This is a genomic window from Gluconacetobacter johannae (genome assembly GCF_014174305.1).
GTDB classification, from domain to species: domain Bacteria; phylum Pseudomonadota; class Alphaproteobacteria; order Acetobacterales; family Acetobacteraceae; genus Gluconacetobacter; species Gluconacetobacter johannae.
In genome coordinates, this window is record NZ_JABEQH010000002.1 from 25,540 (window position 1) to 52,284 (window position 26,745).

Here is a 26,745-nt window from a genome sequence, read left to right on the forward strand (position 1 = left end):
GGGCAAGGGGGCGGGTGTGCTCATCGTGTCAGTACCTGCCGCGCGGCCAGGTCCGCGACCATCGCCAGCACATCGTGGGCGATAGTCGCGCGCGGGGCGTCGAACCGGGCGGCCAGCAGGTCGACGATGGCCCCCACCGACCGCTGCCCGTCCACCAGGCGCAGGATCGCGGTGGCGATCGGGTCGGGCACGAAGGCGCGCTCCGGCGCCTGGATCACCCATTGGTCGCGCACCCGGTCATGCTGCAGGCGGACGCCGCGCATGAAGCGTACGATCGCGTCCTCGGCCATGTCCGGCCCCGTGGGGGCGGCTGCCATGGCGGGCCGGTCGGTCATGACGGATCGGGGCGGAAGGCGCCGGGCGGGATGTTTCCCGGCACGACATAGGCGTAATCCAGCGCGTCCAGCATCGCCCACAGCACGCCGCACTTGAATTTCAGGGCGTTCAGCACGGCCGCCTGCTGCTCGGCGGTGCGGGCGTGCTCGCGGACATAGGCGAGGGCGAAGTCGGAATCGCGCGGCGCCTGCGTCAGCCGGGGCTGGAAATAGGCCAGCGTCTCGGGCGTCACGAAATCATAATGCTGCAGCATCCCCGCCACGCGCTCGCTGATGATGGTGGGGGAAAACAGCTCGGTCAGCGAGGACGCAATGGCTTCCAGGATCGACCGGTCGCGCACAAAATCGACATAGGCATCGACGGCGAAGCGCGTCGCCGGAAGCAGCCCGTCCAGGGACTCGACATAGGCCCGGTCCAGCCCCAGCCCGTCGGTCAGCTTCAGCCAGCGGGCCACGCCGCCGGTGCCGGGCGCGTCGCCGTCATGGTCGACCAGCCGCCGCCGCCATTCCCGCCGCAGCTCCGCCGTCGGCAGGCGCGCCAGCAGCGTCGCGTCCTTCGCCGGAATCCGGCACTGGTAGTAATAGCGGTTCAGCGCCCAGGCCTGTACCTGCGGCCGGGTCAGCGTCCCGCCATGCAGCGCCCGATGGAACGGATGCAGGTTGTGGTACCGCTCGGCGCCGATGGCGCGCAGGGCGGCCTCCAGCGCGTCGGGGGAAACAGGCTGGCTGGTCATGCCGCGATCCTTATGTCGTGAGTCTCATGCCGTCATAAGCGACGTCCCATCCGGCGTCGCGGGCCGCCCGGTGCTCGGGGCTGTCCGCCAGCAGGACGGGGTTTGAATTGTTGATGTGGATCAGCACCTTGCGCCGGACGTCCAGATCGGCGAACGCGGCAATGGCGCCACCGTCGTCGGCGACGGACATGTGGCCCATCCGCTGGCCGGTCTTCTGGCCGACACCGGCGCGGATCATCTCGTCATCCCGCCACAGCGTGCCGTCGAAGAACACCAGCTCGGCGCCGCGCAGGCGCGCGCGCAGGGCGTCGGTCATGCGCGCGCATCCGGGGATGAAGAACGCCTGCCGCGTCCCGTCGGAAATCGCCAGTCCGATCGTCTCGCCATTCTCGACGATCGCCGCCGGGTCCGGCCCGCTCTCGGTGTAGAGCGGCACCTTGCCGGGCACCGGAAACGCGGTGATCGTCAGGCCGGCCGGCGCGCCGTCAGGCAGCGTCAGCGCCCAGGGGACGTCCAGCGGCAGGGCGACGCGGGCGACGACTGCCCGGTCCAGGGCCTCGAAGATCGGGTTGGCGTCCAGCAGGTCCAGCACCGGCCGCGTCGCCAGCAGGGTAAAGGGCTGGCGTTCGCGCAGGGTCAGCAGGCCGGTGACGGTATCGACCTCGCCGCCGGTCAGGATCACCCCGGCGATGGGGGTGGAGCGCAGGCCGTCCCGCGGATGCAGCGCCTCGGTCTGGCCGATCTGCGTACGCAAGTCGGGCGAGGCGTTGACGACGAACCAGTGCCGGCCGTCGCCGCTGATGGCGATGGAGGCCTGGGTGCGGGCCGGCGCCGCCGGATCTCCGGCCCTGGCGCGCCTGCAGCCGTTGGCGTTGGAATTCCATTGCGGGAAGCCGCCGCCCGCCGCCGCGCCGAGAACAATGATGTCGATCATGACCGACAGGTCTAGAAGAAAATCGCCGCCCGCGCGAGACGGGCGGCGTGCACGGCTTATTTCTTTTCGCCGCAAACGTAGGTGTTGATTTCCGCGCCCAGCGGAATTTCGGTGATCTTGGGTGCAGTCCAGGCCATGATATCCTCCGTCGTCCGGTTGCCCACAGGGGCGGTGCAGGGGACGATCCCCCTTCCTTGCGGGATGTGAGACCCGATCGCCGGCAGATTCAAGGCCTGATGCGTGCAAATCAACCTTGCGTGGGCGCGTACGGCCTCACGTTCCTGTGATATGGCCTGTCGTTGCGCGCGGTGCGGGGCACCGATGCGCCGTCACTTGTGCCTTGCGCGCGCGGTGGCGGAAGACTACCCCCAAGCCAAGGCGCCGGCCGGTCCGGCGGAGCGCCAAGCCATGAGACAGGGCCATGCCGCCTGTACCCGATATCGACGACGCCGCCACCTTTGAAGCGCATCAGCAGCAGCGCGCGATCGAGGTCGTGCGGCGCAGCCGCATGAGCGTGCAGACGGTGTGCCTGCTGGTCCTGACGATCCTGGCGGTCTTCTACACCCTGTATTTCGCGGCGGCGATCATCCTGCCCATCGTGCTGGCGCTGGTGGTGAACCTGCTGCTGTCGGCGCCGATGCGGATGCTGCATTTCCGCCTGCGCCTGCCCAAGACATTGGCGGCGCTGCTGCTGATCCTGTGCGTGTTCGGGGTCGTGGGCGCCATCGGGACGGCGATTTCCGTCCCCGCGGCCGGCTGGATCGCCCGCGCCCCGCAGACGATGGCGGCGCTGCAGGCCCACCTGGTGGTGCTGCGCGGCCCGATCCAGATGATCCAGGCGGCCAACGACCGTATCGCGAACTTCCTGTCGGTCGTCGGCGGCCAGCGCAGCCATGGCGGCGGCGCGCAGGTCGTGCTGCTGGCGCCGTCATCGACGCCCGGCGGGGGGCTGGGCACGTTCGGTTCCAGCGTCCTGCTGGGCACCCGCGCCTTCGTCGGGCAGCTGTTCACGATGATGCTGATGCTGTTCTTCCTGCTGGCGCAGGGCGACAGCCTGCTGCGCCGCTTCGTCGAGATCATGCCGACATTCGCCGACAAGCGCCGCGCGGTGCAGATCGCCTATCAGATCGAACGCAACGTCTCGTTGTACCTGACCACGATCACGATCATCAACGTGCTGGTGGGGCTGGCGAACATGGTGCAATGCTGGGTGTTCGGCCTGCCCAACCCGCTGCTGTGGGGGGTGGTCGCGTTCCTGCTGAACTATATCCCCATCATCGGGCCGATGACCGGCATCGTGGTCTATTTCGTGGTCAGCCTGTTCGTCTTTCCCTCGATCCTGCAGGCGCTGCTGCCGCCGGCGGTCTATCTGTGCATCCACCTGATGGAAGGCGAGACGATCACCCCCATGGTGCTGGCCCGCCGCTTCACCCTGAACCCGGTGCTGGTCATGGGCTCGCTGATGTTCTGGGACTGGCTGTGGGGCGTGTGGGGGGCGTTCCTGTCGGTCCCGCTGCTGGCGGTCTTCAAGATCATCTGCGACCATGTCGACGTGCTGACGCCGATCGGCCATATCGTCGGTGGCCCCACGCGCCCGCGCACGGTCCAGTCCGCGATAATGCCCGGACGCTCGAAATGGCACGCGGACTGACGTGACAGGCCCCGGGGCGGATCTTCAACAGGCTCTCAGGCGTCGCCGCTGGCCAGGGCTTCCAGCCGCGGCATCGCGGCGATGTGGATGGCGTGGCCCTTGCCGATGGCGATCATGCCCTCGCGGCGCAGCCAGCTCAGTGTCCGGCTGACGGTCTCGATCGTCAGGCCCAGGTAATCGGCGATGTCCGCGCGGGTCATCGGCAGGGGGACGACCCCGGTGGGGTCCAGGGCGTCCTGCATGCGGTCCAGCAGGAAGCTCGCCACCCGTTCGCGCGCGGTCTTGCGGCCCAGCAGCAGCATCTGGTTCTGGGCCGCGACCAGCTCGTTCGATGCTTCCTCCAGCAGGCGGCGCTCCATCCGGGGGAAATCGTCCAGCAGATGCCGCATCCGCGCGCGCGAAAACCGGCACAGCCTTACGGTGTCCAGCGCTTCGGCCCCGAAGGCGTAATGGTCGGATACCGCCAGCCCCAGGAAATGGCCCGTCCCGGCAAAGCCGGTGATCTGCCGCCGCCCGTCCGGCAGCGCCTTGAACAGCTTGACGGTCCCCGAGGTGATATTGAAGAAATCGGTCGCCGGCCCGCCTTCCTCGATGAAGCAGCGGCCCGGCAGCACCAGCGTCTCGACCGCCGTTTCCGCCAGCCGGGCGATATCGGCATCGTCCACGACGCTGCACACGCTACGGGCGCGGACGCCGCAGGTCAGGCAGTATTCCGGGCTGCGATGCGCGCCAGCCAGGGCGATACGGCGGGGCCGGGCCTCGAACTGGCAGGTGGTCTGGTCAGGCATTGTGCTCCGGGCTCCTCCCGGTTCAAACCCGTCCGGGGTGGACGGGCCAGTGGTCCGCCGGGGGGCAGGGCTCCCCGGCGGGACACGACATCGGCGCAGGATGCGACCAGAGTTGATCTGAATCAATGCCCGAAAGGGCCGTGATCGCGAGCGTCCCCCGGCAATGACAGGAAGAAGGCCGGGCCGCCGTTGGACAAATATGCCTCCCGCATTGTCGTCGACCTGCTGCGGCCCGACGACATTGCCCTGCTCTATCCCCTCGTCCGGTCGGCCTTTCCGGCAATGGACCGTAGCCTGTGGATGCGTACCGCGCGGCGCGCCGCACGGCCCGGCCCCCGCCTGCGGCAGGGGATGCTGGTGGCGCGCCACGGCGCCGGTGGCTTTCCCTGCGGCCTGATATCCTTTCATTGCGACGCAGATATGCGTTTCGGCCGGGTTCTGACGGCCGAGCATTTCATCGTCCTGACCTTCGGCGATGACGGGGCGGTGCTGGACGCCTTCCTGCCGGCGCTGGACGCCCTTGCGCGGCAGGCCCGCTGCGGCGCGGTCCGGACGATGATTCCGGGCGCCGCGCCGGCATTGCGGGCCGGCCTGGCGGCGCGGGGCCACCGGGAAGCGGGCGCCGTCACGGTGCGGCTGGTGGCGGATCCACCCGCCGGAGCATCTTGATTCATGTCAAGGCGGCATGCGGGTGCCCGTGATCTTTGCCTGACCACACGATGTGTTCATCGCTATAAAGATCAAGAGGCCTGAAACGAATGAAACTGACCCGTAGCCTTGCCTTCCAGTTGGCGGCCGGCATGGCGATGCTGGCGCCCATCACGGGATACGCGCAGACCGCCACCCCGTCGGCCTACGTGAACGCGCCGGTCGTCGCCCCGGTTGTCGCGCCGCCGTCCGCGCATGGCGGGCACTGCGGGCTGTTCGAAACCTGCGCCAGCACCAAGATCGGCCTGGGCAAGGGCGACTTCCTGATCCGCCTGTCGGCGCTGGGCGTGATGCCCGAAGACCGCGACAGCAAGCTGTGGGTCGCCGGGGCGGCGGTGCCGGGCCGGATCAAGACCACCCGCCAGGTGATGCCGGAACTGACGTTCGAATATTTCTTCACCGACAACCTGTCGGTTGACCTGATCGCCGCCAGCACGCGGCACGAGGTCGCGGCCGAGGACGTGGGCGGCTCCGCCCATGTCGATGTCGGCAGCGCCTGGGTCCTGCCGCCGACCGTGACGTTCGCCTGGCATTTCCGTCCGCACAAGCGCTTCAACCCCTATGTGGGCGTTGGCGGCACGATGGCCTGGTTCCACAACGTCTCTCCGGCCGGCGGCCTGGTGCAGAAGCTGAATGTCGGCTTCACCGGCGGCCCGTCGGTCAATGCCGGCTTCGACTACCAGCTGGTCGGCAACTGGTTCTTCAACTTCGACGTCAAGCAGATGTTCATGCGTATGCATGCCTGGGCGAACGATCGCGGCGGCGTCGATGGCGCCGGTCATCCGTTCATCCGGGCGCATGATTCGCTCGACCCGACGGTCGTCGGCGCCGGTATCGAATACCGGTTCTGATCCCGTGACCGCGGTGGTTTCTCCCGACCTCCTGTCCCGGTACGGGGGGAACCTGCCGCGCTATACCAGCTACCCGACGGCGGCGCAGTTCACCGGGGATATCGGCCCGGCGGACGCCGATGCCTGGCTGCGCGCCGTCCCGACGGGGGCGGCGCTGTCGCTGTATCTGCATGTGCCGTTCTGCGATGCGCTGTGCCTGTTCTGCGGGTGCAACACCGCCGTGATGCGTAACCCCGACGGGCGGGCTGCCTACGGCGCGCTGTTGATCGACGAGCTGTCGCGCGTGGCCGAACGGCTCGGCCCCGGGCGCCCGGTGTCGCATGTGCAATGGGGCGGCGGCACGCCCACCACATTGCCGCCCGGCACCCTGCGGCAGGTCATGCAGACCATCCGCCGCCTGTTCAGCGTCGAGGACAGCGCCGAAATCGCCATCGAACTCGACCCCCGCTACCTGCCCGACGACTATCCGCCCCTGCTGGGGGCGCTGGGCTTCAATCGCGTCAGCCTTGGCGTGCAGGACCTCGACCCCGAGGTGCAGCGCGCCTGCGGCCGGATCCAGAGCCACGCACAGACCGCGGACTGCATCCGGCGGGTGCGCGACGCCGGTATCCGGTCCGTCAATATCGACCTGATCTACGGCCTGCCGCACCAGACCGAGCAGGGTGTCGGCGACACCGCCGCCTCGGTCGCGGCCCTGCGCCCCGACCGGCTGGCGGTGTTCGGCTACGCCCACGTGCCCTGGAAGCAGAAGCGGCAGGCCCTGCTGCCCGCCCCCGCCCTGCCCGGCCCGGCCGACCGCCTGGCCCAGCGCGCGCGGATCGACGCGGTGCTGCGCCGCGCGGGCTATCGGGCCATCGGGCTGGACCATTACGCGCGGCCGGCCGACCGCATGGCCCTGGCCGCCGAGGCCGGAACGCTGCGCCGCAATTTCCAGGGCTATACCGTCGATCCGGCGTCGGTGCTGGTCGGCGTCGGCGCCTCGGCGATTTCCGCCTTCGGGCCGGGCCTGACCCAGAATGCGACGACCACCGCCGCCTATGCCCGGCTGCTGGCCGACCCCGAGCGCATCCTGCCGGTCGTGCGCGGCGTGCGCCGCACCGCCCAGGACCGGCTGCGGGCCGACGTGATCGAGGCGCTGATGTGCGACCTGCGCGCCGACCTGGCCGATATCGCCCGTCGCCACGCCGCGCCGGACGATTGCTTCGCGGACGCCGCGCCCGCGCTGGGACAGTTGGCGGCGGACGGGTTCGTGACGCTGGACGGCCCGGTGATCCGCGTCACCGAAGCCGGACGGCCGTTCCTGCGTACGGTCGCCGCCCTGTTCGACGCCTACCGCGCGCCCGCCGACGTGACACGGCATGCCGCCGCCATCTGAACAGAGCGATGTGAGTCCGGCCGGGGCGGCGCGGGCCTGCCTCGCCGCGTCGCTGGCTGCGGCGCGCGGCGGGGACTGGCCGTTCGCGCACTGGACGCTGGCCGACCTGCTGCCGCCCGCCTGCGTGGCGGCCCTGCTGGACTGGGACCCCGGCCGCGCGGCCCAGGGCGGCGACACCGGCGGCCGGCGTGAGGCCCGGAATGCCGATCGGGTCTTCGTCACCCCGTCCCAACGCGCGCGGGTCCCTGGCCTGGCCGTCCTGGCCGACATGTTCGACGCCCCCGCGACGCGGCAGGCGCTGGCGGGCCTGTGCGGCGCGCGGCTGGCGGGGACGGCGCTGCGGCTGGAACTGTGCCTGGACACGGACGGGTTCTGGCTGGAACCCCATACCGATATCGGGGCCAAGAAGCTGACGCTTCTGGTGTCGCTGTCGACCGATGCCGATGCCGCCGACTGGGGGACCGACCTGATGACCGGCGATGGGCGCGCCGTCGCCCGGGCGTCCGGGGCATTCAATTCCGGCCTGCTGTTCGTGCCGGCTTCCGATAGCTGGCACGGGTTTGTGCGCCGCCCCATCCGGGGCCTGCGCCGGTCGCTGATCGTCAATTTCGTCGGCCCGGAATGGTGCGCCACCCATGAACTGGCCTTCGGCCCGACGGGCTGATTCCCGGCCGGCGGCCGGGCACGCCACGGTCATTTTTTTGCTTTTCGGCCCGGTTCGGTTCTAGGAATGCATCCAGGATTTTCCACCCAGGCCGTGGCTCCCCCCGATCATGGCGCAGCAGGACCGAGAGAGGTATGACCGAACACGCGCGCGAGACGATGGAATTCGATGTGGTCATTGTCGGCGGCGGTCCGGCCGGCCTGGCGGCGGCCATCCGGCTGCGGCAACTGGCGCCCGACGCGACGGTGTGCCTGATCGAGAAAGGGAGCGAGATCGGCGCCCATATCCTGTCGGGCGCGGTGATCGAACCCAGGGCGCTGGCGGAACTGCTGCCCGACTGGCGGGAACGCGGCGCGCCGCTGAACACCCCGGTGAGCGAGGAGGCGATGCTCTACCTCACCGAAAGCCGGGGCTACGCGGTGCCGATGCTGGACCGCGTGATGCCGCACATGCGTAATCACGGCAACTACATCGTCAGCCTGGGCGATGTCTGCCGCTGGCTGGCCGCCCAGGCCGAGGAACTGGGCGTCGAGATCTATCCCGGCTTCGCCGGCGCCGAAATCCTGGAGGAAGACGGCCGCGTGGTGGGTGTGGCCACCGGCGACATGGGCATCGGCCGTGACGGCCAGCCCGGCGCGAACTATGCGCCCGGCATGGAGCTGCGCGCCCGCTACACCCTGTTCGCCGAAGGCTGCCGCGGTTCGCTGACCAAGCGGGCGATGGCGATGTACAACCTCCGCAAGGGCGTGGACCCGCAGACCTACGGCCTGGGCATCAAGGAATTGTGGGAAATCCCGAAGGACCGGCACCGCCCCGGCCTGGTGCAGCACAGCTTCGGCTGGCCGCTGGACGACCGGACCTATGGCGGCGCGTGGATGTACCATTTCGGCGAGAATCTGGTGTCCTACGGCTTCGTCGTCGGCCTGGACTACCCCAACACCTGGCTGTCGCCGTTCGACGAGATGCAGCGCCTGAAGCTGCATCCGTCCTTCCGCGGGTTCTTCGAGGGCGGCCGGCGCATCGCCTATGGCGCCCGCGCCCTGTCCGAGGGCGGGCTGCAATCGGTACCGCGCCTGACCTTCCCCGGCGGCGCACTGGTCGGCGACGCGGCGGGCTTCCTGAACGTGCCCAAGATCAAGGGCACCCACACCGCCATGAAATCCGGCATGCTGGCGGCCGAGGCGGTGGCCGAGGCGATGGCGGCCGGCAAGGCCGAACCCGCGTCCTATACCAGGCGCGTGCGGCAGTCGTGGCTGTGGCAGGAACTGCGCGAGGTCCGCAATATCCGCCCGGCCTTCGCGCGGTTCGGCATGAAGGGCGGCGCGCTCTATTCCGGGATCGACGCCATGCTGCTGCGCGGGCGCGCGCCGTGGACCCTGCACCACCGCCACGCGGATAACGAGGTCCTGGAATCCGCCACCGTCTCGACGCCGATCGCCTATCCCAAGCCGGACGGCCAGATCACCTTCGACCGCCTGTCCTCGGTCTTCCTGTCCGCCACGAACCACGAGGAAGACCAGCCGGTCCACCTGAAGGTGCGTAACCCCGACCTGTGGAAGACGGTCAACTGGGACGTGTTCCGCTCGCCCGAAAGCCGCTACTGTCCCGCGGCGGTGTACGAGGCCGTCGATACCGACACCGCGCCGCGCCTGCAGATCAACGCGCAGAACTGCGTGCACTGCAAGACCTGCGACATCAAGGACCCGGCCCAGAACATCGACTGGGTCACGCCCGAGGGCGCGGGCGGCCCGAACTATCCGGGCGGGATGTGATTTTCCGGTGAAATGCGGTATGGGGGCGTCCTGAACGGACATCCCCTCCCTCTGAAGGCAACAGGCAAAGACATCAAATGAAGGTTCTTGTCCCGGTAAAACGCGTGATCGATTTCAACATCAAGCCCCGCGTGAAGGCGGACGGCACGGGTGTCGAGACGGCCGGCGTGAAGATGTCGATGAACCCCTTCGACGAGATCGCGGTCGAGGAAGCGGTGCGCCTGAAGGAAAAGGGCATCGCGACCGAGATCGTGGCGGTATCGATCGGCGTGCAGCAGGCGCAGGACACGCTGCGTACCGCGCTGGCGATGGGGGCGGACCGCGCCATCCTGGTCCTGACCGACGTGGCGGTGGAACCGCTGGGCGTCGCCAAGGTCCTGAAGGCGCTGGTGGCGAAGGAAAGCCCGGACCTGGTGATCCTGGGCAAGCAGGCGATCGACGACGACATGAACGCGACCGGCCAGATGCTGGCCGGCCTGCTGGGCTGGGCGCAGGGCACCTTCGCCAGCAAGGTCGAAATCGCCGACGGCCGCGCCGTGGTGACGCGCGAAATCGACGGCGGGCTGGAAACCGTGTCGCTGGCCCTGCCGGCGATCGTGACGGCCGACCTGCGCCTGAACGAGCCGCGCTATGCCTCGCTGCCCAACATCATGAAGGCGCGCAAGAAGCCGATGGAAACGGTGGCCCCCGGCGATCTGGGGGTGGATGTGACGCCGCGCCTGACCATCGTGTCGGTGGCCGAGCCGCCGGCGCGCAAGGCGGGCGTCAAGGTCGAGTCCGCCGCCGACCTGGTGGCGCGTCTGCGTAACGAAGCGAAGGTGATCTGACCATGACCGTACTCGTTCTGCTGGACCACGAGGCCGGCGCGATCAGGCAGGCCTCCCGTTCCGCCGTCACGGCGGCCCTGGCCCTGGGCGACGTGCACGCCCTGGTCACCGGTGACGCCGCCGTTGCCGCCGCCGCCGCGCGGATCCCCGGTATCGCGCAGGTGCTGCGCGCGACCGACGCCGGCAGCGCCCACGACCTGGCCGAACCGCTGGCCGCCCTGGTCGCGTCGCTGGCCGGGGAGTACAGCCATATCGTCGCGGCGTCGGGCGCCACCGCCAAGAATGTGCTGCCGCGTGCGGCGGCCCTGCTGGACGTGCAGCCGATCCCCGACGTGGTGTCGGTCGTCGATGCCGAGACCTTCGTCCGCCCGATCTATGCCGGCAGCGCGCTGGCGACGGTCAGATCGTCGGATGCGAAGAAGGTGCTGACGGTCCGCGCCTCGAATTTCGACCCGGCCCCGGCCGAGGGCGGCAGCGCCGCGGTGCGCGATGTGACGGCGCCCGAAGCCCCGGCGGTGTCGGAATTCGTGTCCATCGAACGCTCGAAATCCGAGCGGCCGGAACTGGATTCCGCGCGCGTCATCGTCTCGGGTGGGCGCGGCATGCAGAACGAGGAGAATTTCAAGCGACTCGAACCGCTGGCCGACCGGCTGGGGGCGGCCATCGGCGCGTCGCGCGCGGCCGTCGATGCGGGTTTCGTGCCCAACGACTACCAGGTCGGGCAGACCGGCAAGATCGTGGCGCCCGAGCTGTACATCGCCGTCGGCATCTCCGGTGCGATCCAGCATCTGGCCGGCATGAAGGACAGCAAGGTCATCGTCGCGATCAACAAGGACCCCGAGGCCCCGATCTTCCAGGTCGCCGATTACGGGCTGGTCGGCGACCTGTTCGAGGTCCTGCCGCAGCTTGAGGCCGCGCTGGACAAGGCCGGCTGATTTCCGGGTTCTGCCCGACCCACCAGGGCCTGAGGCCCTGGACCCCGATCATGGATAACGGATTGGTTTCCAAAGGCCTGTGGCCTTTGGCGGGTTTCAGGGCAGCGCCCTGAGATTCTTGCGACATGCGACCTTCGCGCCTATGGGGCGTTGCCCTTGACCCACCAAAGGGCCAAGCTCTTTGGAAGCCCAGGACTTCATGCAACGAATGGGATGCAAGGGCCGAGGCCCTTGCCGGGTTCGGGCAGCGCCCGACCTTCCCGCAGCATTCCGGCGGTTTTTCGCGCGGTAAATTGTTTTTCATTGGAAACGATATGAGTTAATAACGATGACATTTGCCCGTTGGAAGGCTGTATGAGAGTATAAGGATAGAGTTCCTGATGCTTGGTCATTCGAATCGTCCCTGGAACAGCCTGCCCACGCGAATTGTCCTGATATGCGGTCTCGCCTTCATCGTCATCCAGGCGATGGCCGTGACGATTTCGGCATGGATGATGAAGTCCCAGGTCGAAAAAAGCGTATTCTCGGAAGCCGTCGCGCAGAGCCGGATCCTGGTCGACCAGATCGTGACGCGAATGTCCCAACAGAATGCGATAGTCCGCAGCACAGCCGGCTCGCTCGAGGCTTCCCACAAGGCCGGGACCGGCAACCGGGCGGAAGTCCTCAGCCTGCTCAATGAAAGCGAGACGCGCTTCACCGACAGCTTTGGCATGTGGATGGAGGAAACGCCCTCGGGTTTCGACGGCCGCAGGGACGCCCACGCAATCGGCAGCAATGCGAACGGGATATTCTTTCCCTATTTTACCCGCAGGGCCGATAAATCCATCGAATATCACGCCATCAAGGAACAGTACGACCATCCCTGGTATACTTTGCCGATGGCCAGGGGGAACGGCATACTGACGGCCCCCTATGTGGCGGAGAGCAACCATGTGGAAATGGTCTCGTTCGCCTATCCCGTGGTCTTCGACGGCAAAAAGATCGGCGTGACCGGCATCGACACGCCGCTCGACTGGATCGTCACCCTGCTGGGCAACGCGCACATATTCGGCAGCAGGAACATCGCGCTGATCTCCGAGGATATGCTCTGGATCGCGAATCCGGACGAGACGCTGCTGATGCAGCCCTACAAGGGGGAAGGGGCAGGCGAACTTGCCCGGGCGGTTTCCACCCGCAAGGTCCAGATCATCCGGGGTTTCCAGGGCGGCACGCAGGAGCGCATCCTGATCCCCTTCGTGATACCGGGCTTCGACAATGTCTGGACCCTGGTCGTCGATGTGCCGGTCTCCGCCCTCAATACCCCGGTGCGCGACAATGTCGTCGCGCTCGTGACGTCGGGCTTCGTCCTCATGATGCTGTCGGTGCTGCTCATCTACCTCATCTCGGGGAAGCTGATTAGGAAGCCGTTCCGGAACCTGCTCGCCGCCGTGTCCGATCTCAGCCATGGCAGGTATGACGACAGGATTTCGGGGACGAACCGGCGGGATGAGATCGGCATGGTCGCCCAAGGCCTGGAAGGCTTCCGCGCCGCGCTGCTGAAGGCCCGGCATGCCGAGGCGGAAGCGGCGGAAACCCGCCGCCGGCACGAACGGCTCGAACAGAAGGCCAGGCAGGAGGAAGAAGCAAAGATCAGAAACGTCGACCGGGTCATCCGCACGATGGACGCGGGCCTGGGCAAGCTGGCGAAGGGCGACCTGTCCGTTGAACTGAGCGACAGCCTGCCCTTGGAATTCGAGCCCCTGCGGCGGAATTTCAACCAGTCCGTCCGTCAGCTCGCCGATGCGCTATCGGAAATCGCCGGGTCGGGCCGGGTCATCCGCACGGGAACGTCGGACGTCGCTTCCGGGGCGGAAAGCCTGGCCCGGCGCACCGAACAGCAGGCGGCCGCGCTGGAGCAAACGGCCGCCGCGGTCAATGAGACGACGCAAAGCGTGGCCAGTTCGGCCGCGCAGATCGGAGACGCGCAGAAAATCGGCCTGCAGGCACGCGGCTCCGCCACCGCCTCTTCTGCAATCATGCAACAGACCCATCAGGCGATGCAGCGGATCGAGGAAAGTTCCAGGCAGATCGTCACCATCGTCGAAGCCATCGACGGCATCGCGTTCCAGACCAATATCCTGGCGCTCAACGCGGCTGTCGAGGCCGCCAGGGCCGGCGAGGCCGGCCGGGGCTTCGCGGTCGTCGCCAGCGAGGTGCGGGCCCTGTCCCTGCGCTGCGCCGAGGCGGCGAAGGACATCGGCACCCTGGTCCGCAAGACCGGTTCCGAGATCCGGACGGGTTCGAAATGTGTCAGCGATACCGGAAAGACGCTCGAGGATATTTCGGACTTTATCGCCCGGATCAGCGACAGCCTGAATCACATCCTGGTGGCGGCGCAGGAGCAATCCGCTCGCCTGTCGGAAATCAATACCGCAGTCAGTTCCATGGACCAGACGACCCAGAAGAACGCCGCCGCCGCCGACCACTCCCGCGCCGCCTCCCGCCAACTGGCAGGCGAGACGGAAAGACTGGCGGCCCTCATCAACCGCTTCCGGCTGCCCGAAAGCCCCAACGCCTCTCCGTCGGGGCCCCGCAAGGCAGGCCGGGCCTTGCCCGAACCCACCAGGGCCTGAGGCCCTGGACCCGATCATGGATCAACGAGCTGGTTCTGGCGGGAAGGCCCGGCCTATTCTTCGCCCAGCCGCGCCCGGGCGCGGCGGACGACGGTCTCATACTCATCGGGGCTCAGATGCCCCTCGTTCAGCATCGCGCTGGCCCGCGCCAGGGCATCGCGCGCGTGCGCCGCGTCCGGGATCGGGTAACGCCGCCCCGGTAACGCGAAATCCGTGTCCGGCAACGCCGCGCGTTCTTCCTCGGTCAGTCTGGACATGGGGCCTGCCTCCGCTGTGCAGGGCACAGCATAACACGGCAGGCGACGTTCATCATTGATCTTGCGCGCGGCGCCCGACCTCGGGGTGTCACACCAGGGGGCCGGGCGCCTGTTCGTCAGAAAGACGCGCCGATCGTTCCGAAGAACATGCGCGGCGGGGTGGGGTATCCCACATAGGTGTCGGCATCACCGGGGGTGAGGGACGACCACGAGCGGGCATTCGTCAGGTTGCTGATGTTGAATTGCAGCTTCAGGCTGTCCATGTGCGGAATATGCTGGAACGTGTAGCCGGAGCTGAAGCCCAGCAGCAGGCGCGGCGGCACCATGACGCTGTTGGTCAGCGTGCCGGGGCGCACACCCATGTAGCTGCCATTCAACTGGGCATTGAAACCACCCTGATTATAGCTGACGACAAACTTGTCGGACCAGACCGGAATGGCGGGCACCTTCTTGCCCTTGGTCGCATACAGCGTGGCGCCGTCCATGAAGTCGTTGCCGTAGATGCTGCTGATATACGAGACCGTATCGTAGACGGAGAAATGCGGACCGAAGCGGAGCGTGAAGGACAGGTCCATGCCGTCCGTCGAGACGTTGCCCAGGTTGGCGACGGTGCCGCCCACGCCGGAAATGCCCTGGTTCGGCGGCTTGATGGCGCCCAGACGGTTGTAGAAATCCACATGGTAATATTCGAGCTGTCCGCTGATGCCCGTCAGCGGGCCGGCCCGCAGCGGATGGCTGGTGCGGATGCCGGTCTCGTAGGTCCAGGACGTCTCGGGCTTGCCTGTCCGCCTGAATTCCTCGAACGCATCCTGGGTGGTGACGGCCCACGGAGAGGTCGAACCGTACCCGGTCTGGGCAAAGGAGTTCATATTCTCCTGGATGTTGGCGAAGAGCTGTTCATGCGGCGTGAAGCTCCACAACGCGCCGAACGCGGGAAGGAACGGCTCGACGGACGGGATCGTGCCACCCGGAACAGTATGGGTGCTTGTATCCACCAGCGTCTTGGCGCCCGTCACCGCGGCCGCAAGGGATTGCGGTAATGCCGCGACCGGCAGCGTGCCGTTGGTATAGACCAGTTCCGACTTGAACCCCGCCGTCAGTATCAGATGGGGCGTGACCCGCCAGGTATCCTGAAGGTGGGTGACGAACGTATTGGTGAAGAACACGTTGTTCCATTGCGTGAACAGCGGGTTTTTCGGCGTTTCGTACGGCGTCAGCGTATTCGTGGTGGTCAGAGGGTACCAGTAGCGGCCCTGGCTGTTGTTGTTGCGTTCATACCAGCCGCCGATTTCGATATTATGGTGGCCGATATGATAATGCAGGGTGCTCATCAGGCCGCCACGGTAATCGTCATATTCCGTGGTGCGGACGGCATAGCCGGTTCCGCCGGTCGCGTCCCAGACCTTCGGGTCGATACCGGCGACGCTGTAGGTGAACTGGCCGTTCTTGATGTATTTCGTGCCCGTCGGATCGAGGTACGAGCCCAGAATGGTCAGGATGGCATTCGTGCGGACCGAGGTGGCGACCACCCCCGCGCCGTCATCGTAGTGAAAATACAGCTGGTTGTCCCACGTCAGGTTCGGCGCGAACTTGTGGGAAATATTCACGTAAGTCAGGTAGTCGGTCCGCTGGGCGGCGGAAAAGTAATACAGGTTGTTCGGCGCGCCCGGCGCTTTCGCCTTCGAGGACTCGGAGGGATAGTTCGCCATCGCCGCATCGAGGTCGGGATAGAAGGCGCCGCGGGCATAAAGATCGGTGGGGGCGGTCAGGCCCTGCGTGTTCGGCTCGGCCTTGTTCTGCCAGTCGAAATATGCGGTGACGGCCGTGTTTTCATCCTTGTGGACGAACTTGCCATTGACCTGATAACCGCCCTGGCGATTGGCCGGGCCGAGGTTCCACGGGCGGGCATCCTGCCGGGCGAACGCGAAATAGGCCGCATTTCCGTTGCCGAAACGGCCGGTATCGACACGGGCGAAGGTCCGGAAGGTGGAGTACTCGCCAAAAGTCTGACGGATCGTGGCCCCCGCCTTCTGCTTGGGATCGCGCGTGGTGAATTCGATCGTCCCGCCCAGGTTGCTGGTCGAGGCCGTTCCCAGCGCACCGGCGCCCGATGACAGCGAGGTACGCCCGATATCTTCGCTGATGGCCGCACGCTGCGGGGAAAGACCGTTGTAGTTGCCGTACGCACCCGCTCCCAGCGGAACGCCGTCCAGCGTGTAGCCCAGCTGGGTATTGGAAAATCCATGCACGAAAATGCTGGAATTCTGTTCGTTGTTGCCCCACGGATCGACGTTCGTGAAGGTCACGCCGGGCAGCAGGTCGAGCGCCTGCATGGGGTTCTGGCCGGGCATCATCTCCTGCATCTGGTCGCCGCTGATGCTCATGACCGATCGGGTGTGATGGCCGGTGGCGACGATCTGCTCGATGCTATCGGCCCGGCTTGCGCGCACTTTGCGCGCGGTGCGCCTGAAAGGGGCGGCGCTGGCCTTGTGCACGACCAGGCCGCCGCCCGGCATGGGCTCCACCGTCATGCCGCTGCCGGACAGCAGCCGGTGGGCGGCTTCGTCGGGCGTCATGGTGCCGTTGATCGCCGGGGCCTGAAGATGGGCGACCAGTTCGGGCGGGAAGACGATGCTCTGCCCCGTCTGGCGTCCCAGTGCCTCCAGCGCCTGACCGAGCGGCTGCCGGGCAATATGCACGGCGGTGGTGCCGGACGTCGCGCCCAGGGCCGGCGGCGTAAGGATGGAGGCCCCTGCCGTCAGAAGAAGAACGGATCGAAGGATGGGCCGGCGGTAGGCTGTCATGAATCGTGTGTCCTGCTGTCGCGTGCGGGGTGGTCTTGGCAGGAAGACAGATGAAAACCGGGAATCCTCCGTCGCGGAACCGGAGTTTCATGAAAACGTCACATTGGAACGATTTCGAAACCCTCCGTCCGGGACACCAGCCTGACGGGCAGAAGGCGGGGCAGCATCTGAAGGAAGCTGTCGCCCTGTGCCACGTAATAGACGCCGCTCAGCCGCCGCTCCGCCAGGGCCGGCGCGGCCAGGACGATTTGCCGCGACGCGTAGCGGTTGATTTCCGCGATGACGTCGCGCAGGCAACGGTTGCGAAAGATCAGGCGCCCGCTTCGCCAGGACAGGAGTTCATCCAGGTCGGGATTGTCCACGTCCATCTTTCCGTTGCGGAAGATCCGCAGGCGCTGGCCGGCGTTGATCCAGGTTCCGTCCCGGGGAAGGCGTGGGTCGTGCAGAAAGACCCTGCCCCGAATGACCGTCACGTCCGTGCAGCCCGGATCGACGCGGATATCCGCCGTCGTATGGACGCGAAGACGCAGATCGACGTTTCGCGCGGAGACATGGGCGGCGATTTCCGTGGACAGGACAATCTGTCCTTTCTCCAGGGCCGCAGGCCGGCCATCCGACAGCACGAGGCGGGTATTGGTGTCGAGCTGGCATCGCGTCCGCCCGGCAAGGGTGACGCTGCGTAGCCCTCCGGCGCCGGTTTCCAGAACGCGCTTCGCATGCGCGTACCGTGACAGGGGCGTCAGAAGCAGCCCACCGGCGCCCAGGCAGGCCAGCGCATGCCGCCGGGTGAAGCGGTGCGCGCGTTCTTTGGGGCGTGCGACGGCGGCGTGCGGCAGGACGACCCCGCCGCCCATGTCCCACAGGTCGGTCAGATGTTCGAAGACGGTTGCGTGACGCTGGTCGCTGTGAAGCCAGCGCAGAAAACGGTCCCTGTCGCCGTCCGTGCAGTCGTCGGCATGCAGGCGCGCGATCCACTCGGCGGCACGTTCCTGAACGTTGGAGGTGTTCGGGCGATATTTCAATGATTGACCCAGGATGAAAGAAAGACCAGCGCCTTGGCGATATGTTTTTCAACGCTGCTTTCGCTGATGTCCAGCGTGGCGGCGATGTCGCGATATTTCATTTTCTCGACGCGGTTCAGCAGGAAGGCCTGCCGCGTCTTTTCCGGCAGCTGCGCGCAGCCTTCCTGAAAGCGCGCCATGAGCTGGGTCGCGGCATAGGCTTCTTCCTGCGACGGGGCCGGGTCCCGTACCTCCACAAGCATCTCATTGCGGTCCGCCGGCGCAACGCAGCCGTTCTGCTCGCGTTTGCGGGCATTGAGGGAGAGATTGAGCGCGCTTCGGGTGATATAGGCTTCCGGACTCGCAACGGTGCCCTGGGGCCGCTCGAAATAGTTCAGAAGAGCGGCTTGCAGGTGATCCTCGGCGTCGTCCCGGCGCGTGAGGGCGCGAACCCGCCGATAGAGGCGAAGCCATTCCGTCTGACAAGGCAACCAATCTTCCGCCAAGGGCCTTACATTCCCGGTTCAGAACGATGTCTGGAAAATGATGCCCGTCCATTACGGAATTTACCGGGACCGTTCCGTGACAATTTTATGAAAAGAAAGGGGGCGGTGTGGGCCTGGCGGGATTTCGTTTGTCTTGATGGATATGCATGGCGGGCTGCCGACCGGCCTTCTGGGGAGGAATTCTTGATGGTGTTTCTAAGGCGCAGAGCTCTGCTGTCGGGAATGGGCGCGGGCCTGCTGCTGTCCACGCGGCTGAAACATCTTCAGGCGGCAACGCCGCGAAATCTCGATGAGAAACCTCATTTCGATGTCTCCCCTTTTCAGTTGGGCATCGCGTCGGGCGATCCGGCGCCCGATGGATTCGTGCTGTGGACCCGGCTGGCGCCGTCGCCCCTGCAAGAGGGCGGCGGCATGGCGCTGCGCCCGGTTCTGGTCGATTGGGAGGTGGGAGACGACGAACATTTCTCCCGCGTCGTCCGGAACGGACAGGCCATTGCACATCCGGAACTGGCGCATTGCGTGCATGTCGAGGTCGAAGGGCTGCAACCCGACCGGCCGTACTGGTACCGTTTCCGCATTGCCGGTTATGACAGCGCCATCGGGCGCAGCCGCACGCTTCCGCTGCCGGGCGCGTCGGTGCGGCGCCTGCGTTTCGCCGCGGCCGGCTGCCAGCATTACGAACAGGGCTACTATACCGCCTGGCGCGCCATCGCGAGCGAGCCGATCGATTTCGTCTTCCATTATGGCGACTATATTTACGAGGGTAAGGACAGCGGCGACGGCGTTCACAAGATGAACGGCCGTCCGTTCAAGGCGCTCCGTCGCCATGTCGGCCCGGAATGTTACTCGCTGGACGAATATCGTCGCCGGTATGCCCTGTACAAGCTGGATCCGGACCTGCAGGCCGCCCATGCCGCCGTCCCCTGGCTAGTCAGTTCCGACGATCATGAGGTCGACAACAACTGGGCGGGCGATACCGACCAGGACGGCACACCGCCCGAGGTTTTTCGTCAACGCCGCACGTCCGCCATGCAGGCCTATTACGAGCATATGCCGCTGCGTATCCGTTCCCTGCCGGATGGCAGCCATATGCAGATGTATCGTGATTTCCGGTACGGCGACCTGATGAATATTTTCGTTCTGGATACGCGGCAGTACCGCAGCGACCAGCTCTATGGCGACCATGACGCGCCGCAGGGGCCCGATGTCTGGTCGCCCGAACGCACCATGATGGGTGCTCCGCAGGAACAATGGCTGTTTGACGGGCTGGGCCGGTCCGACACGCAGTGGAACATGCTGGCGCATCAGGTCATGATGATGGATCTGGCCCATCGGAAGTCGGCGCATTCCGAACTGATCTACAGCATGGACCAGTGGTCCGGTTATCTCTACGCGCGCAAGCGCCTGCTGCAGTTCATCGAACAGCATTGCCCCGGCAACGTCGTGAACGTGACCGGCGATGCCCACCGTCATTTCGCAGGCGATCTGGTGTACGACCCCGACCACCCCAAACCCGTCTCGGTCGAGTTCCTGGCGACCTCCATTTCGTCCGGATCAGACGGGCTGGGCGACGACGATGCGTTCAGCCGGTCCGTCCGCCGCGAAAATCCGCAGCTCAAGGCGACCACGGACAAGCGCGGTTACGTGCTGTGCGATGTCGGGCGCGATGTCTGGCATGCGGACCTGAAAGTGGTCGACAAGGTCATGGAGCACGACGGCCAGATTTCCACCTATGCAAGCTTTGCCGTGGAACGTGGACGACCGGGCCTGCAAAAAGCCTGAGAGTTCATCTTATACCCTCAGGGCGCTGCCCGAACCCGGCAAGGGCCTCGGCCCTTGCATCCCATTCGTTTCATGACGTCCTGGGTTTCCAAAGGGCTTGGCCCTTTGGTGGGTTCGGGCAAAGCCCGATCTGTCCTTCGGGTTTCCTAATGGAGTACGGCGCAGGCAACCCGGTCGCCCGCGCCGCCGATCGGCTGGGTCTGATAATCGTCGGGATGGGCGTGGATCACCAGGGCCGCGCCGTCGGCGTCCAGCAGGGGCGGATGGCTGCCCTTCGAGGTGAGGGAGACCAGCGTCGAATACAGCTCGACCGTCGCCGAGCCGTCCGGTCCGACATAGAGATTGGGCAGGTCGCCCGCGTCATTCGCATTCGGGTTCAGCAGGCCATGCACGACGGGCGTCGCCGCGTGGACATGACCGCCCGCGCTGGTGAATTTGGGCGTGGCGCAATTTCCCTTCTCGTGGAAATGCACGCCGTGCCAGCCGGGCGTCAGGCCCTTGGCCTGGATGCGAAGCAGCACGCCTTGCGGCGCCGCCGTCACCTGAACCGTTCCTTTCGACGTGCCGTCGGCACCGGTCAGGTTGCCCGAGGCCACATCGGCGGCGCAGGCAAGCGACGGGATCGACACCAGCCCGCACGCAAGAACGGCGAACAGTTTAACGCCCTGATTGAACATTGCGATTTCCTTCTTCTTCCTGGTCCGGCCGATCGGCGCCGGCGTCGGTCACGCTAGCACCCTTCCTGCCCAAGGCCAGACTGTCATGTTCGCGATGTCTCCCCGGCGACCGGGCAGGGCGGCGCAGGCAGTATCGTCTCCAGTGCGGCGCCCCAGGCCAGCACCTGCTCGTCGGCGAAACGGTGGCCGACGATCTGCAACCCGACCGGCAGCCCGTCCGCCGCGCATCCGATGGGCACCGACAGGGCAGGCAGTTGCGGCAGCAGGTTGAAGGGGCAGGTCATGTCCAGCCCCCCGAAGCGGCCGTCGGGCAGGGTGGCGACATAATCGTCGTCGGTTTCGCTCACCGGGGGCGCGGTGATGGCGCAGGTGGGGCAGATCAGGGCATCGTACTGCGTATACAGCCGGGCCATGTCCCGCCACATGGCGCTACGCAGCAGGTCGACCCGCTTGTAGGTCGTGGCGTCCATCGCCAGGCCGCGCGTCATCATCGCAACCACCGCCGGGTCCATGCGGGGACGACAGGCGGCCAGATCGTCACCGAAATAGGCCGACATGAACACGCACCACAGGTCGAACCACTGGTCGTTGACGGCGCGCGTCCAGTCCATCGCCACCTCGTCGACCACCGCGCCCGCCTCGCGCAGGGCGTCGGCGGCCTGCCGGACCAGGGCCGCGACCTGCGGCTGGACCGCATAATAGCCCAGATCGAGCGACAGCGCGAAGCGCCGGCCGCGTAACGTGCCGGCCCGCGCCGCCGCGCCGTCGAAGCCGATCGGCAGCGAGGAGATATCCTCGTCGCTGCCACCCGCCGTCACCTCCATGAAGGTCACGGCGTCATCGACGGTGCGGGCCAGCGGGCCGAAATGGGAGATATTGTCGAACAGGCTGGGCAGGATGGTCATCGGAATCCGGCCGAGGCTGGGCTTGAACCCGACGACGCCGCAGAAGGCCGCGGGAATGCGGACCGAGCCCCCCATGTCGGTGCCCTCGGCGAACGGCGCCACGCCTGTCGCCACGGCGACCGCCGACCCGCCCGACGATCCGCCGGGGGTGCGGTCGGGGTTCCACGGGTTGCGGGTGACGCCCCAGCGCGGGCTGCTGGTAAAGCTGGCATAGGCGAATTCCGGCGTCGTCGTCTTGCCGATCAGGATGGCGCCCGCTGCCTGCAGGCGACGGATGCACAGCGCGGTTTCGTCCGGCACCCAGTCCGGCCGCGTCCAGGACCCCAGCGTCGTCAGGTCGCCGGCGGTGGGGGTCAGGTCCTTGGCCACGAACGGCACGCCGTGCAGCGGCCCGGTGGCCGCGCCGTCCGCCACCGCCTGGTCGGCGCGGCGTGCGGCCTCCATCGCCTGCGCCGCGCGGATCAGGGTGAAGGGATTCAGCGCGCCCTCGACGATCCGGGCGCGGCGGATCGATTCCGCGACGACGGATTCCGCGCTGAACGCGGAGGTGCGAATACCGCGCGCGATCTCCCGCGCGGTCAGGTCCAGTGGATGGGTCATGACGACGGGGCGTGCCTCATTCCGCGAACTCCATATCAGGCGGCGCGCGCCGGAAGCCGCCCGTGCGACAGCCGAGATAGACGACCCCGAGCGCCAGCCACGCCAGGCCCAGCATCCGCGCGTGGCGGTCGAGATGCCAGAGCAGCACGACATCGCACACCGCCCCCAGCGCCGGAACGGCGACACCCGCCAGCGCCCCCAGCGTGCGAATGCGCCTGTCGCCTTTCAGATACAGCGCGATCACCGAGAGATTGACGGCGGTGAACCCCAGGAAAGCGCCGAAATTGATGAAGGAGGTCGAGGTCGCGACATCCATGGCCAGCGCCGCAAGCCCGATGCCGCCGACCAGCAGCAGATTCGGCACCGGCGTCAGCCAGCGCGGATGCAGCCTGCCGAAGACGGCCGGCGGCAGGATCCGGTCGCGGCCCATGGCGTACAGCAGGCGGCCGACGCTGGCCTGCGCGGCGAGGCCCGAGGTGAATTGCGCGACGACCAGTGTCGCCAGGAAGAGTGTCACGAACAGGTCGCCGCCGATGGCCCGGGCGATTTCGGCGGCCGCCGCGTCGGTCGAGGCGAACGCCGCCCCGGGATGGGCCAGTTGCGTCAGATAGGTTGAAAGGACGAAGATCAGCCCGCTGCCCAGTGCGATGATTAGGATCGCCTTCGGCATGGTCCGCCGGGCATCGCGCGTTTCCTCGGTCAGGGTCGTCACGGCGTCGAACCCCAGGAAGGAATAGGCGGCGATGGCGGCCCCGGCCACCGAGGCCGAAAACGGGACGCCGGGCGCGAAGAACGGCGTGACCGACAGCAGCCCGCCCGGACCGGTCAGCAGCAGGACATAGCGGGCCGCAAGCCCCAGGAAGGCCGCCAGCACGGCTAGTTGCACCAGCATCAGGACGATATTGACCCGGTTCGCGCAGGCGATGCCGGCGACATTGATCGCACTTGTCAGCACGATGAAGCCGACGATCCAGACCCAGCCCGGAACGCCGGGAAAGGCCGAAGTCAGATAGGCCGCCCCGATCAGCCAGATCACCATCGGCAGGAAAATGTAATCCAGCAGCACCGCCCACCCGACCAGGAAGCCGATGCCGGGGCTGATGGCCCGCCGGGCGTAGCTGTAGGCCGATCCGGCGACCGGATGGACGCGGGACATGACGCAATAGCTGAGGGCCGTCAGGAAAATCGCCGCCGCCGCGACCAGGTAGGACATTGCCGTCGTGCCCCGGCTGGCGGTCGCCAGCGTGCCGAAGGTGCCCAGGACGATCATCGGCGCCATATAGGCCAGGCCGAACAGCACGACGGACCAGAGGCCGAGCCGCCGGTCGAGTTGCATATCGCTTTCCACCGCGTCCCTTCCTGCGTCGCGCCTATGCGGGCGTCGTCGTCCGGCCGCCGGGGCAGTCCGCCAGATTGTCGGCGATCTGCTGCTCCTCGTCCAGCTCGTCCAGTTCCACCATCGCGCCCTTGGCCGTGCGGGCCGGCAGTTCGGTCGCCAGGCCCGGCATCACCGGTCCGGGCTTCAGCCGGCGCACGACCGAAAAGGCGCTCAGCACCGCCCAGCTGCCGACCACGACGCTGCCCAGCACCTGGCCGACCTGCACGCCGCACGGCCCGAAGCGCATGCCGACCCACACGAACGGGATCGTGCCCAGGGTCGCCCGGCCCCAGTTGAACAGGGTGGAGTACAGCGGGAAGCCCAGGTTGTTGAACGCCGTGTTGGCGACGAACAGCATGCCGATGAAGACATACCCGCCGATGGTCCAGGTGCAGAACAGGCGGATCAGCGCCGCCGTGGTGCCCTGTGCCGAAAAGCCCGCGACCACCAGATTCTGCGCCGGCAGCAGGATCAGCCACGTGATCGCGACGCACAGCGCCACCAGCTTCAGCGACGCGACCAGCGTCTGGTGCACGCGGTCCAGCTGCCCGGCGCCGAGATTCTGCGACATGATCGGGCCGACCGATCCGGTCAGCGCGAAGACGAAGGCGAAGGCCACCGGCACGATCCGGTCGATCGTCGCCTGCCCCGCCACGGCGGCCAGCCCGAAGGTGGCCATGGCATGGGTGACGAACAGCCCGCCGATCGGCGTCGCCAGGTTGGTCAGGATGGCCGGCGTCGCCACCCCGCCGACCAAGCGCGCGTCGGGCAGGATGTAGCGCGCGGCCGGCCATTCCAGCATGTCGTGCCGGCGGACGGCGTGAAACCCCAGCGCCGCGACGAAGCCGCGCGACAGGATGGTGCTGATCGCCGCCCCATCCAGCCCCAGATGCAGCCAGAAAATCAGCAGCGGGTCCAGCGCCGCCGAGGCCAGCGCGCCGATCAGCGTGACGTTCATCGACCGCCGCGCATCGCCCACGGCGCGCAGCAGGCTGGAACAGCCCATGCCCACCGCGATCAGCCACAAGCCCGGCGAGACGATGCGGATATAGCGCCCGGCCTGTTCGGCCGCCCGTCCGGTCGCGCCGAACAGATGCAGGATCGGGTCCGAGAACAGCAGCATGCCCAGGCCCAGGAGCGCGGTCGTGGCGACCATCACCAGCAGGAAGGACGATGCGATCCGCCGCGCCCGCTCGTGGTGGCCGCAGCCGATCTGCCGGGCGGTGACGGCCCCCAGCCCGATCGACATGCCGATCGACACGGCGATCTGGACATAGCCGACCGCCCCGGTAAAGCCGATGGCCGCCGTCAGCGCCGGGTCGTTCAGGCGCGAGATATAGAACAGGTTCAGCAGATCGACCGCGAAGACGGCCATCAGCCCGATGGCGCCGGTCCCGGCCATGACCACCACATGGCGCATGATGGCGCCGGAACAGAATCGGGCTGGGCGGCCGGTCACCGCGCGGTCTCCATGGTCGATCCGGTGTTCTCGCGGTCCGGGGCCCGGTCGCCGGCCGCCCCGGCGGCCCGGATCGCGACCTTCCGGACGTGTCTTGCACTCATCGCCTCGATGATAGCCGCTTTCCCGCCGGGCGGAAGCCCGCTTGGAAGGTGGGGCCCCGCCCGAACCCGGCGGAGGTCGAGGCCCTTGCCTCCCATTGGTTTTATAAAGTCGCGGGTTTCCAAAGGGCTAGGCCCTTGGGTAGGGGCAAGGACGACGTCCCGCCTGATGGCCCGCGAAATTGATTCAAAAATTGATGCCTACGCCGGGCGGGCCGACGTCACGCGGGAAGCGCCGCCGCCCGGTGCCCCGCGCAAGCGCCCTCGCCCGACAGGCCGCGCAGGAAGAACCGCACCCAGCGACGGATATTGGCCTCGATCGCCGCCGGGGTGGCCGGTTCGCGGCAGTGGAACAGTTCCGCCAGGATCATCTTGCCGATGGTCATGCCGAACAGGCCGCGGCCCAGTTCCACCACATCGTCGATCGCATAGCCGCCGGCGGCCTGCTGGCGGGACAGCCAGGCCTCGACCTGGTTGCTGTGGCCGCTGATCTCGATGCTGTCCATGATCTTGCGGATCTCGCGCGAATCCCGGATTTCGCCCACGATGGCGCGGATCAGGCACATCCGGTCGGGTTGCAGCACGTTGGTGGCGATCGACATCAGGATCGCCACCAGTTCGTCCTCCGGCGTGGCGAAGCAGCCGACGAGCGGGGTGTATTTTCCGTCGAACAGCCGCTCGCGAATCAGATTCCGAAACAAATCGTGCTTCGACGGGAACATCTGGTAGAGCGTTTTCTTGGACATGCCGGACACGTGCGCCAGCTTGTCCATCGACGCGGAATGGTAGCCATGATCGTGCAGTACCTTGCAGGCCGCCCGCAGGATCAGTTCCCGCCGTTCGCCTTCCTCCAGCACGGGCGGTCGTCCCGGGCATCGCTTCTCCTGGCACGCGACGGCGTCGTCGGCGGGCAGGGGCGGCATGGCCGGTATCGTGGCCCTGGTGTCGGGCATTACCGGTTCTCCTATTCAGGTCTGGTCGGCGGGGACCCCCTCGGGGGCCATTGACCGGATTTTAGAAACGAAATAGTTTCCGATCAAGAAAACCACGCAGTTTCCATATGCCGCTTATGCATGGGTCCGGTTCAGG

General features: G+C 67.0%; 25 protein-coding genes. 10 read left to right on the top strand and 15 right to left on the bottom strand.

Annotation, left to right across the window (positions count from 1 at the left end; all coding sequences use genetic code 11):
- Positions 1-20 precede the first annotated feature (20 nt).
- Genes pqqD through pqqA form a run of 4 tightly spaced genes read right to left on the bottom strand, consistent with a single transcriptional unit; the run spans position 21 to position 2,140 of the window.
- Positions 21-335: a pyrroloquinoline quinone biosynthesis peptide chaperone PqqD gene (gene pqqD, locus HLH21_RS01660; RefSeq protein ID WP_246379027.1), complete on the bottom strand. Its 315-nt coding sequence runs from the start codon at positions 333-335 to the stop codon at positions 21-23.
- On the bottom strand, positions 332-1,069 hold the full coding sequence (gene pqqC, locus HLH21_RS01665; protein ID WP_182940501.1) for a pyrroloquinoline-quinone synthase PqqC: 738 nt from the start codon (positions 1,067-1,069) through the stop codon (positions 332-334). The genes pqqD and pqqC overlap by 4 nt, the downstream gene beginning before the upstream one ends.
- Positions 1,070-1,079: 10 nt before the next feature.
- Positions 1,080-2,003 carry a pyrroloquinoline quinone biosynthesis protein PqqB gene (gene pqqB, locus HLH21_RS01670; RefSeq protein ID WP_182940502.1) on the bottom strand — a complete coding sequence of 308 codons (924 nt, stop codon included), beginning with the start codon at positions 2,001-2,003 and terminating at the stop codon, positions 1,080-1,082.
- 56 nt (positions 2,004-2,059) lie between these two features.
- Positions 2,060-2,140, bottom strand: coding sequence for a pyrroloquinoline quinone precursor peptide PqqA (gene pqqA / locus HLH21_RS01675; RefSeq protein ID WP_182940777.1), 81 nt, complete (start codon positions 2,138-2,140; stop codon positions 2,060-2,062).
- 284 nt (positions 2,141-2,424) lie between these two features.
- On the opposite strand from pqqA, the gene HLH21_RS01680 reads away from it, so the two are divergent.
- The gene (locus HLH21_RS01680; RefSeq protein ID WP_182940503.1) at positions 2,425-3,654 is read left to right on the top strand and encodes an AI-2E family transporter; all 1,230 of its coding nucleotides are present in this window, start codon (positions 2,425-2,427) and stop codon (positions 3,652-3,654) included.
- Positions 3,655-3,689: 35 nt separating this feature from the next.
- On the opposite strand, the gene HLH21_RS01685 is transcribed toward HLH21_RS01680, so the two are convergent.
- Positions 3,690-4,442, bottom strand: a complete 753-nt coding sequence (locus tag HLH21_RS01685; RefSeq protein WP_182940504.1) for a Crp/Fnr family transcriptional regulator — start codon at positions 4,440-4,442, stop codon at positions 3,690-3,692.
- A 189-nt stretch (positions 4,443-4,631) separates the two neighbouring features.
- Between HLH21_RS01685 and HLH21_RS01690 the strand changes: the two genes are divergently transcribed.
- From HLH21_RS01690 to HLH21_RS01720, 7 genes are all read left to right on the top strand, one after another.
- On the top strand, positions 4,632-5,111 hold the full coding sequence (locus HLH21_RS01690; protein ID WP_182940505.1) for a hypothetical protein: 480 nt from the start codon (positions 4,632-4,634) through the stop codon (positions 5,109-5,111).
- An 89-nt stretch (positions 5,112-5,200) separates the two neighbouring features.
- Complete coding sequence (locus tag HLH21_RS01695) at positions 5,201-6,001, top strand: OmpW/AlkL family protein (protein WP_182940506.1); 801 nt, start codon at positions 5,201-5,203, stop codon at positions 5,999-6,001.
- A gap of 13 nt (positions 6,002-6,014) precedes the next feature.
- Entirely contained in the window at positions 6,015-7,376 is a 1,362-nt protein-coding gene (hemN, locus tag HLH21_RS01700; RefSeq protein ID WP_264811661.1) for an oxygen-independent coproporphyrinogen III oxidase, read from the top strand.
- Positions 7,360-8,040 (top strand): 2OG-Fe(II) oxygenase, encoded by a 681-nt coding sequence (locus tag HLH21_RS01705; RefSeq protein ID WP_182940508.1) that lies wholly within the window; start codon positions 7,360-7,362, stop codon positions 8,038-8,040. Before hemN ends, HLH21_RS01705 begins: the two co-directional genes overlap by 17 nt.
- 134 nt (positions 8,041-8,174) lie before the next feature.
- Positions 8,175-9,812, top strand: a complete 1,638-nt coding sequence (locus tag HLH21_RS01710) for an electron transfer flavoprotein-ubiquinone oxidoreductase (protein ID WP_182940509.1) — start codon at positions 8,175-8,177, stop codon at positions 9,810-9,812.
- 77 nt (positions 9,813-9,889) lie between these two features.
- The gene (locus HLH21_RS01715) at positions 9,890-10,639 is read left to right on the top strand and encodes an electron transfer flavoprotein subunit beta/FixA family protein (protein WP_182940510.1); all 750 of its coding nucleotides are present in this window, start codon (positions 9,890-9,892) and stop codon (positions 10,637-10,639) included.
- A 2-nt stretch (positions 10,640-10,641) separates the two neighbouring features.
- On the top strand, positions 10,642-11,574 hold the full coding sequence (locus HLH21_RS01720) for an electron transfer flavoprotein subunit alpha/FixB family protein (protein WP_182940511.1): 933 nt from the start codon (positions 10,642-10,644) through the stop codon (positions 11,572-11,574).
- A 197-nt stretch (positions 11,575-11,771) separates the two neighbouring features.
- Here HLH21_RS01720 and HLH21_RS01725 read toward each other — a convergent pair whose 3' ends face one another.
- A complete protein-coding gene (locus HLH21_RS01725) occupies positions 11,772-11,966 on the bottom strand; it encodes a hypothetical protein (RefSeq protein ID WP_182940512.1) in 195 nt (64 codons plus the stop codon).
- Between HLH21_RS01725 and HLH21_RS01730 the strand changes: the two genes are divergently transcribed.
- Entirely contained in the window at positions 11,955-14,186 is a 2,232-nt protein-coding gene (locus HLH21_RS01730) for a methyl-accepting chemotaxis protein (RefSeq protein WP_182940513.1), read from the top strand. The two genes, HLH21_RS01725 and HLH21_RS01730, sit on opposite strands and share 12 nt — an antisense overlap.
- 53 nt (positions 14,187-14,239) lie before the next feature.
- Here the strand turns inward: HLH21_RS01730 and HLH21_RS01735 are convergent, their stop codons facing one another.
- The 4 genes from HLH21_RS01735 to HLH21_RS01750 all read right to left on the bottom strand — a co-directional run bounded on the left by HLH21_RS01735 (position 14,240) and on the right by HLH21_RS01750 (position 18,754).
- Positions 14,240-14,443 carry a hypothetical protein gene (locus tag HLH21_RS01735; protein WP_182940514.1) on the bottom strand — a complete coding sequence of 68 codons (204 nt, stop codon included), beginning with the start codon at positions 14,441-14,443 and terminating at the stop codon, positions 14,240-14,242.
- 116 nt (positions 14,444-14,559) lie between these two features.
- A complete protein-coding gene (locus HLH21_RS01740; RefSeq protein ID WP_182940515.1) occupies positions 14,560-17,247 on the bottom strand; it encodes a TonB-dependent receptor plug domain-containing protein in 2,688 nt (895 codons plus the stop codon).
- Between the two features lie 98 nt (positions 17,248-17,345).
- On the bottom strand, positions 17,346-18,269 hold the full coding sequence (locus HLH21_RS01745) for a FecR family protein (RefSeq protein ID WP_182940516.1): 924 nt from the start codon (positions 18,267-18,269) through the stop codon (positions 17,346-17,348).
- Positions 18,266-18,754, bottom strand: coding sequence for an RNA polymerase sigma factor (locus HLH21_RS01750; RefSeq protein ID WP_246379029.1), 489 nt, complete (start codon positions 18,752-18,754; stop codon positions 18,266-18,268). The genes HLH21_RS01745 and HLH21_RS01750 overlap by 4 nt, the downstream gene beginning before the upstream one ends.
- Before the next feature lie 186 nt (positions 18,755-18,940).
- Here HLH21_RS01750 and HLH21_RS01755 point away from each other — a divergent pair, with 186 nt between their 5' ends.
- Positions 18,941-20,536: an alkaline phosphatase D family protein gene (locus tag HLH21_RS01755; protein WP_182940517.1), complete on the top strand. Its 1,596-nt coding sequence runs from the start codon at positions 18,941-18,943 to the stop codon at positions 20,534-20,536.
- A gap of 146 nt (positions 20,537-20,682) precedes the next feature.
- Here the strand turns inward: HLH21_RS01755 and sodC are convergent, their stop codons facing one another.
- The 5 genes from sodC to HLH21_RS01780 form a co-directional block, all read right to left on the bottom strand.
- The gene (gene sodC / locus HLH21_RS01760; protein ID WP_182940518.1) at positions 20,683-21,213 is read right to left on the bottom strand and encodes a superoxide dismutase[Cu-Zn]; all 531 of its coding nucleotides are present in this window, start codon (positions 21,211-21,213) and stop codon (positions 20,683-20,685) included.
- A gap of 83 nt (positions 21,214-21,296) precedes the next feature.
- Entirely contained in the window at positions 21,297-22,718 is a 1,422-nt protein-coding gene (locus tag HLH21_RS01765; RefSeq protein ID WP_182940519.1) for an amidase, read from the bottom strand.
- A gap of 16 nt (positions 22,719-22,734) precedes the next feature.
- A complete protein-coding gene (locus HLH21_RS01770; RefSeq protein WP_220789626.1) occupies positions 22,735-24,066 on the bottom strand; it encodes an APC family permease in 1,332 nt (443 codons plus the stop codon).
- A 22-nt stretch (positions 24,067-24,088) separates the two neighbouring features.
- The gene (locus HLH21_RS01775; protein WP_182940783.1) at positions 24,089-25,516 is read right to left on the bottom strand and encodes an MATE family efflux transporter; all 1,428 of its coding nucleotides are present in this window, start codon (positions 25,514-25,516) and stop codon (positions 24,089-24,091) included.
- A gap of 361 nt (positions 25,517-25,877) precedes the next feature.
- Positions 25,878-26,609 carry a TetR/AcrR family transcriptional regulator gene (locus HLH21_RS01780; protein WP_246379031.1) on the bottom strand — a complete coding sequence of 244 codons (732 nt, stop codon included), beginning with the start codon at positions 26,607-26,609 and terminating at the stop codon, positions 25,878-25,880.
- Between the last annotated feature and the right edge of the window lie 136 nt (positions 26,610-26,745).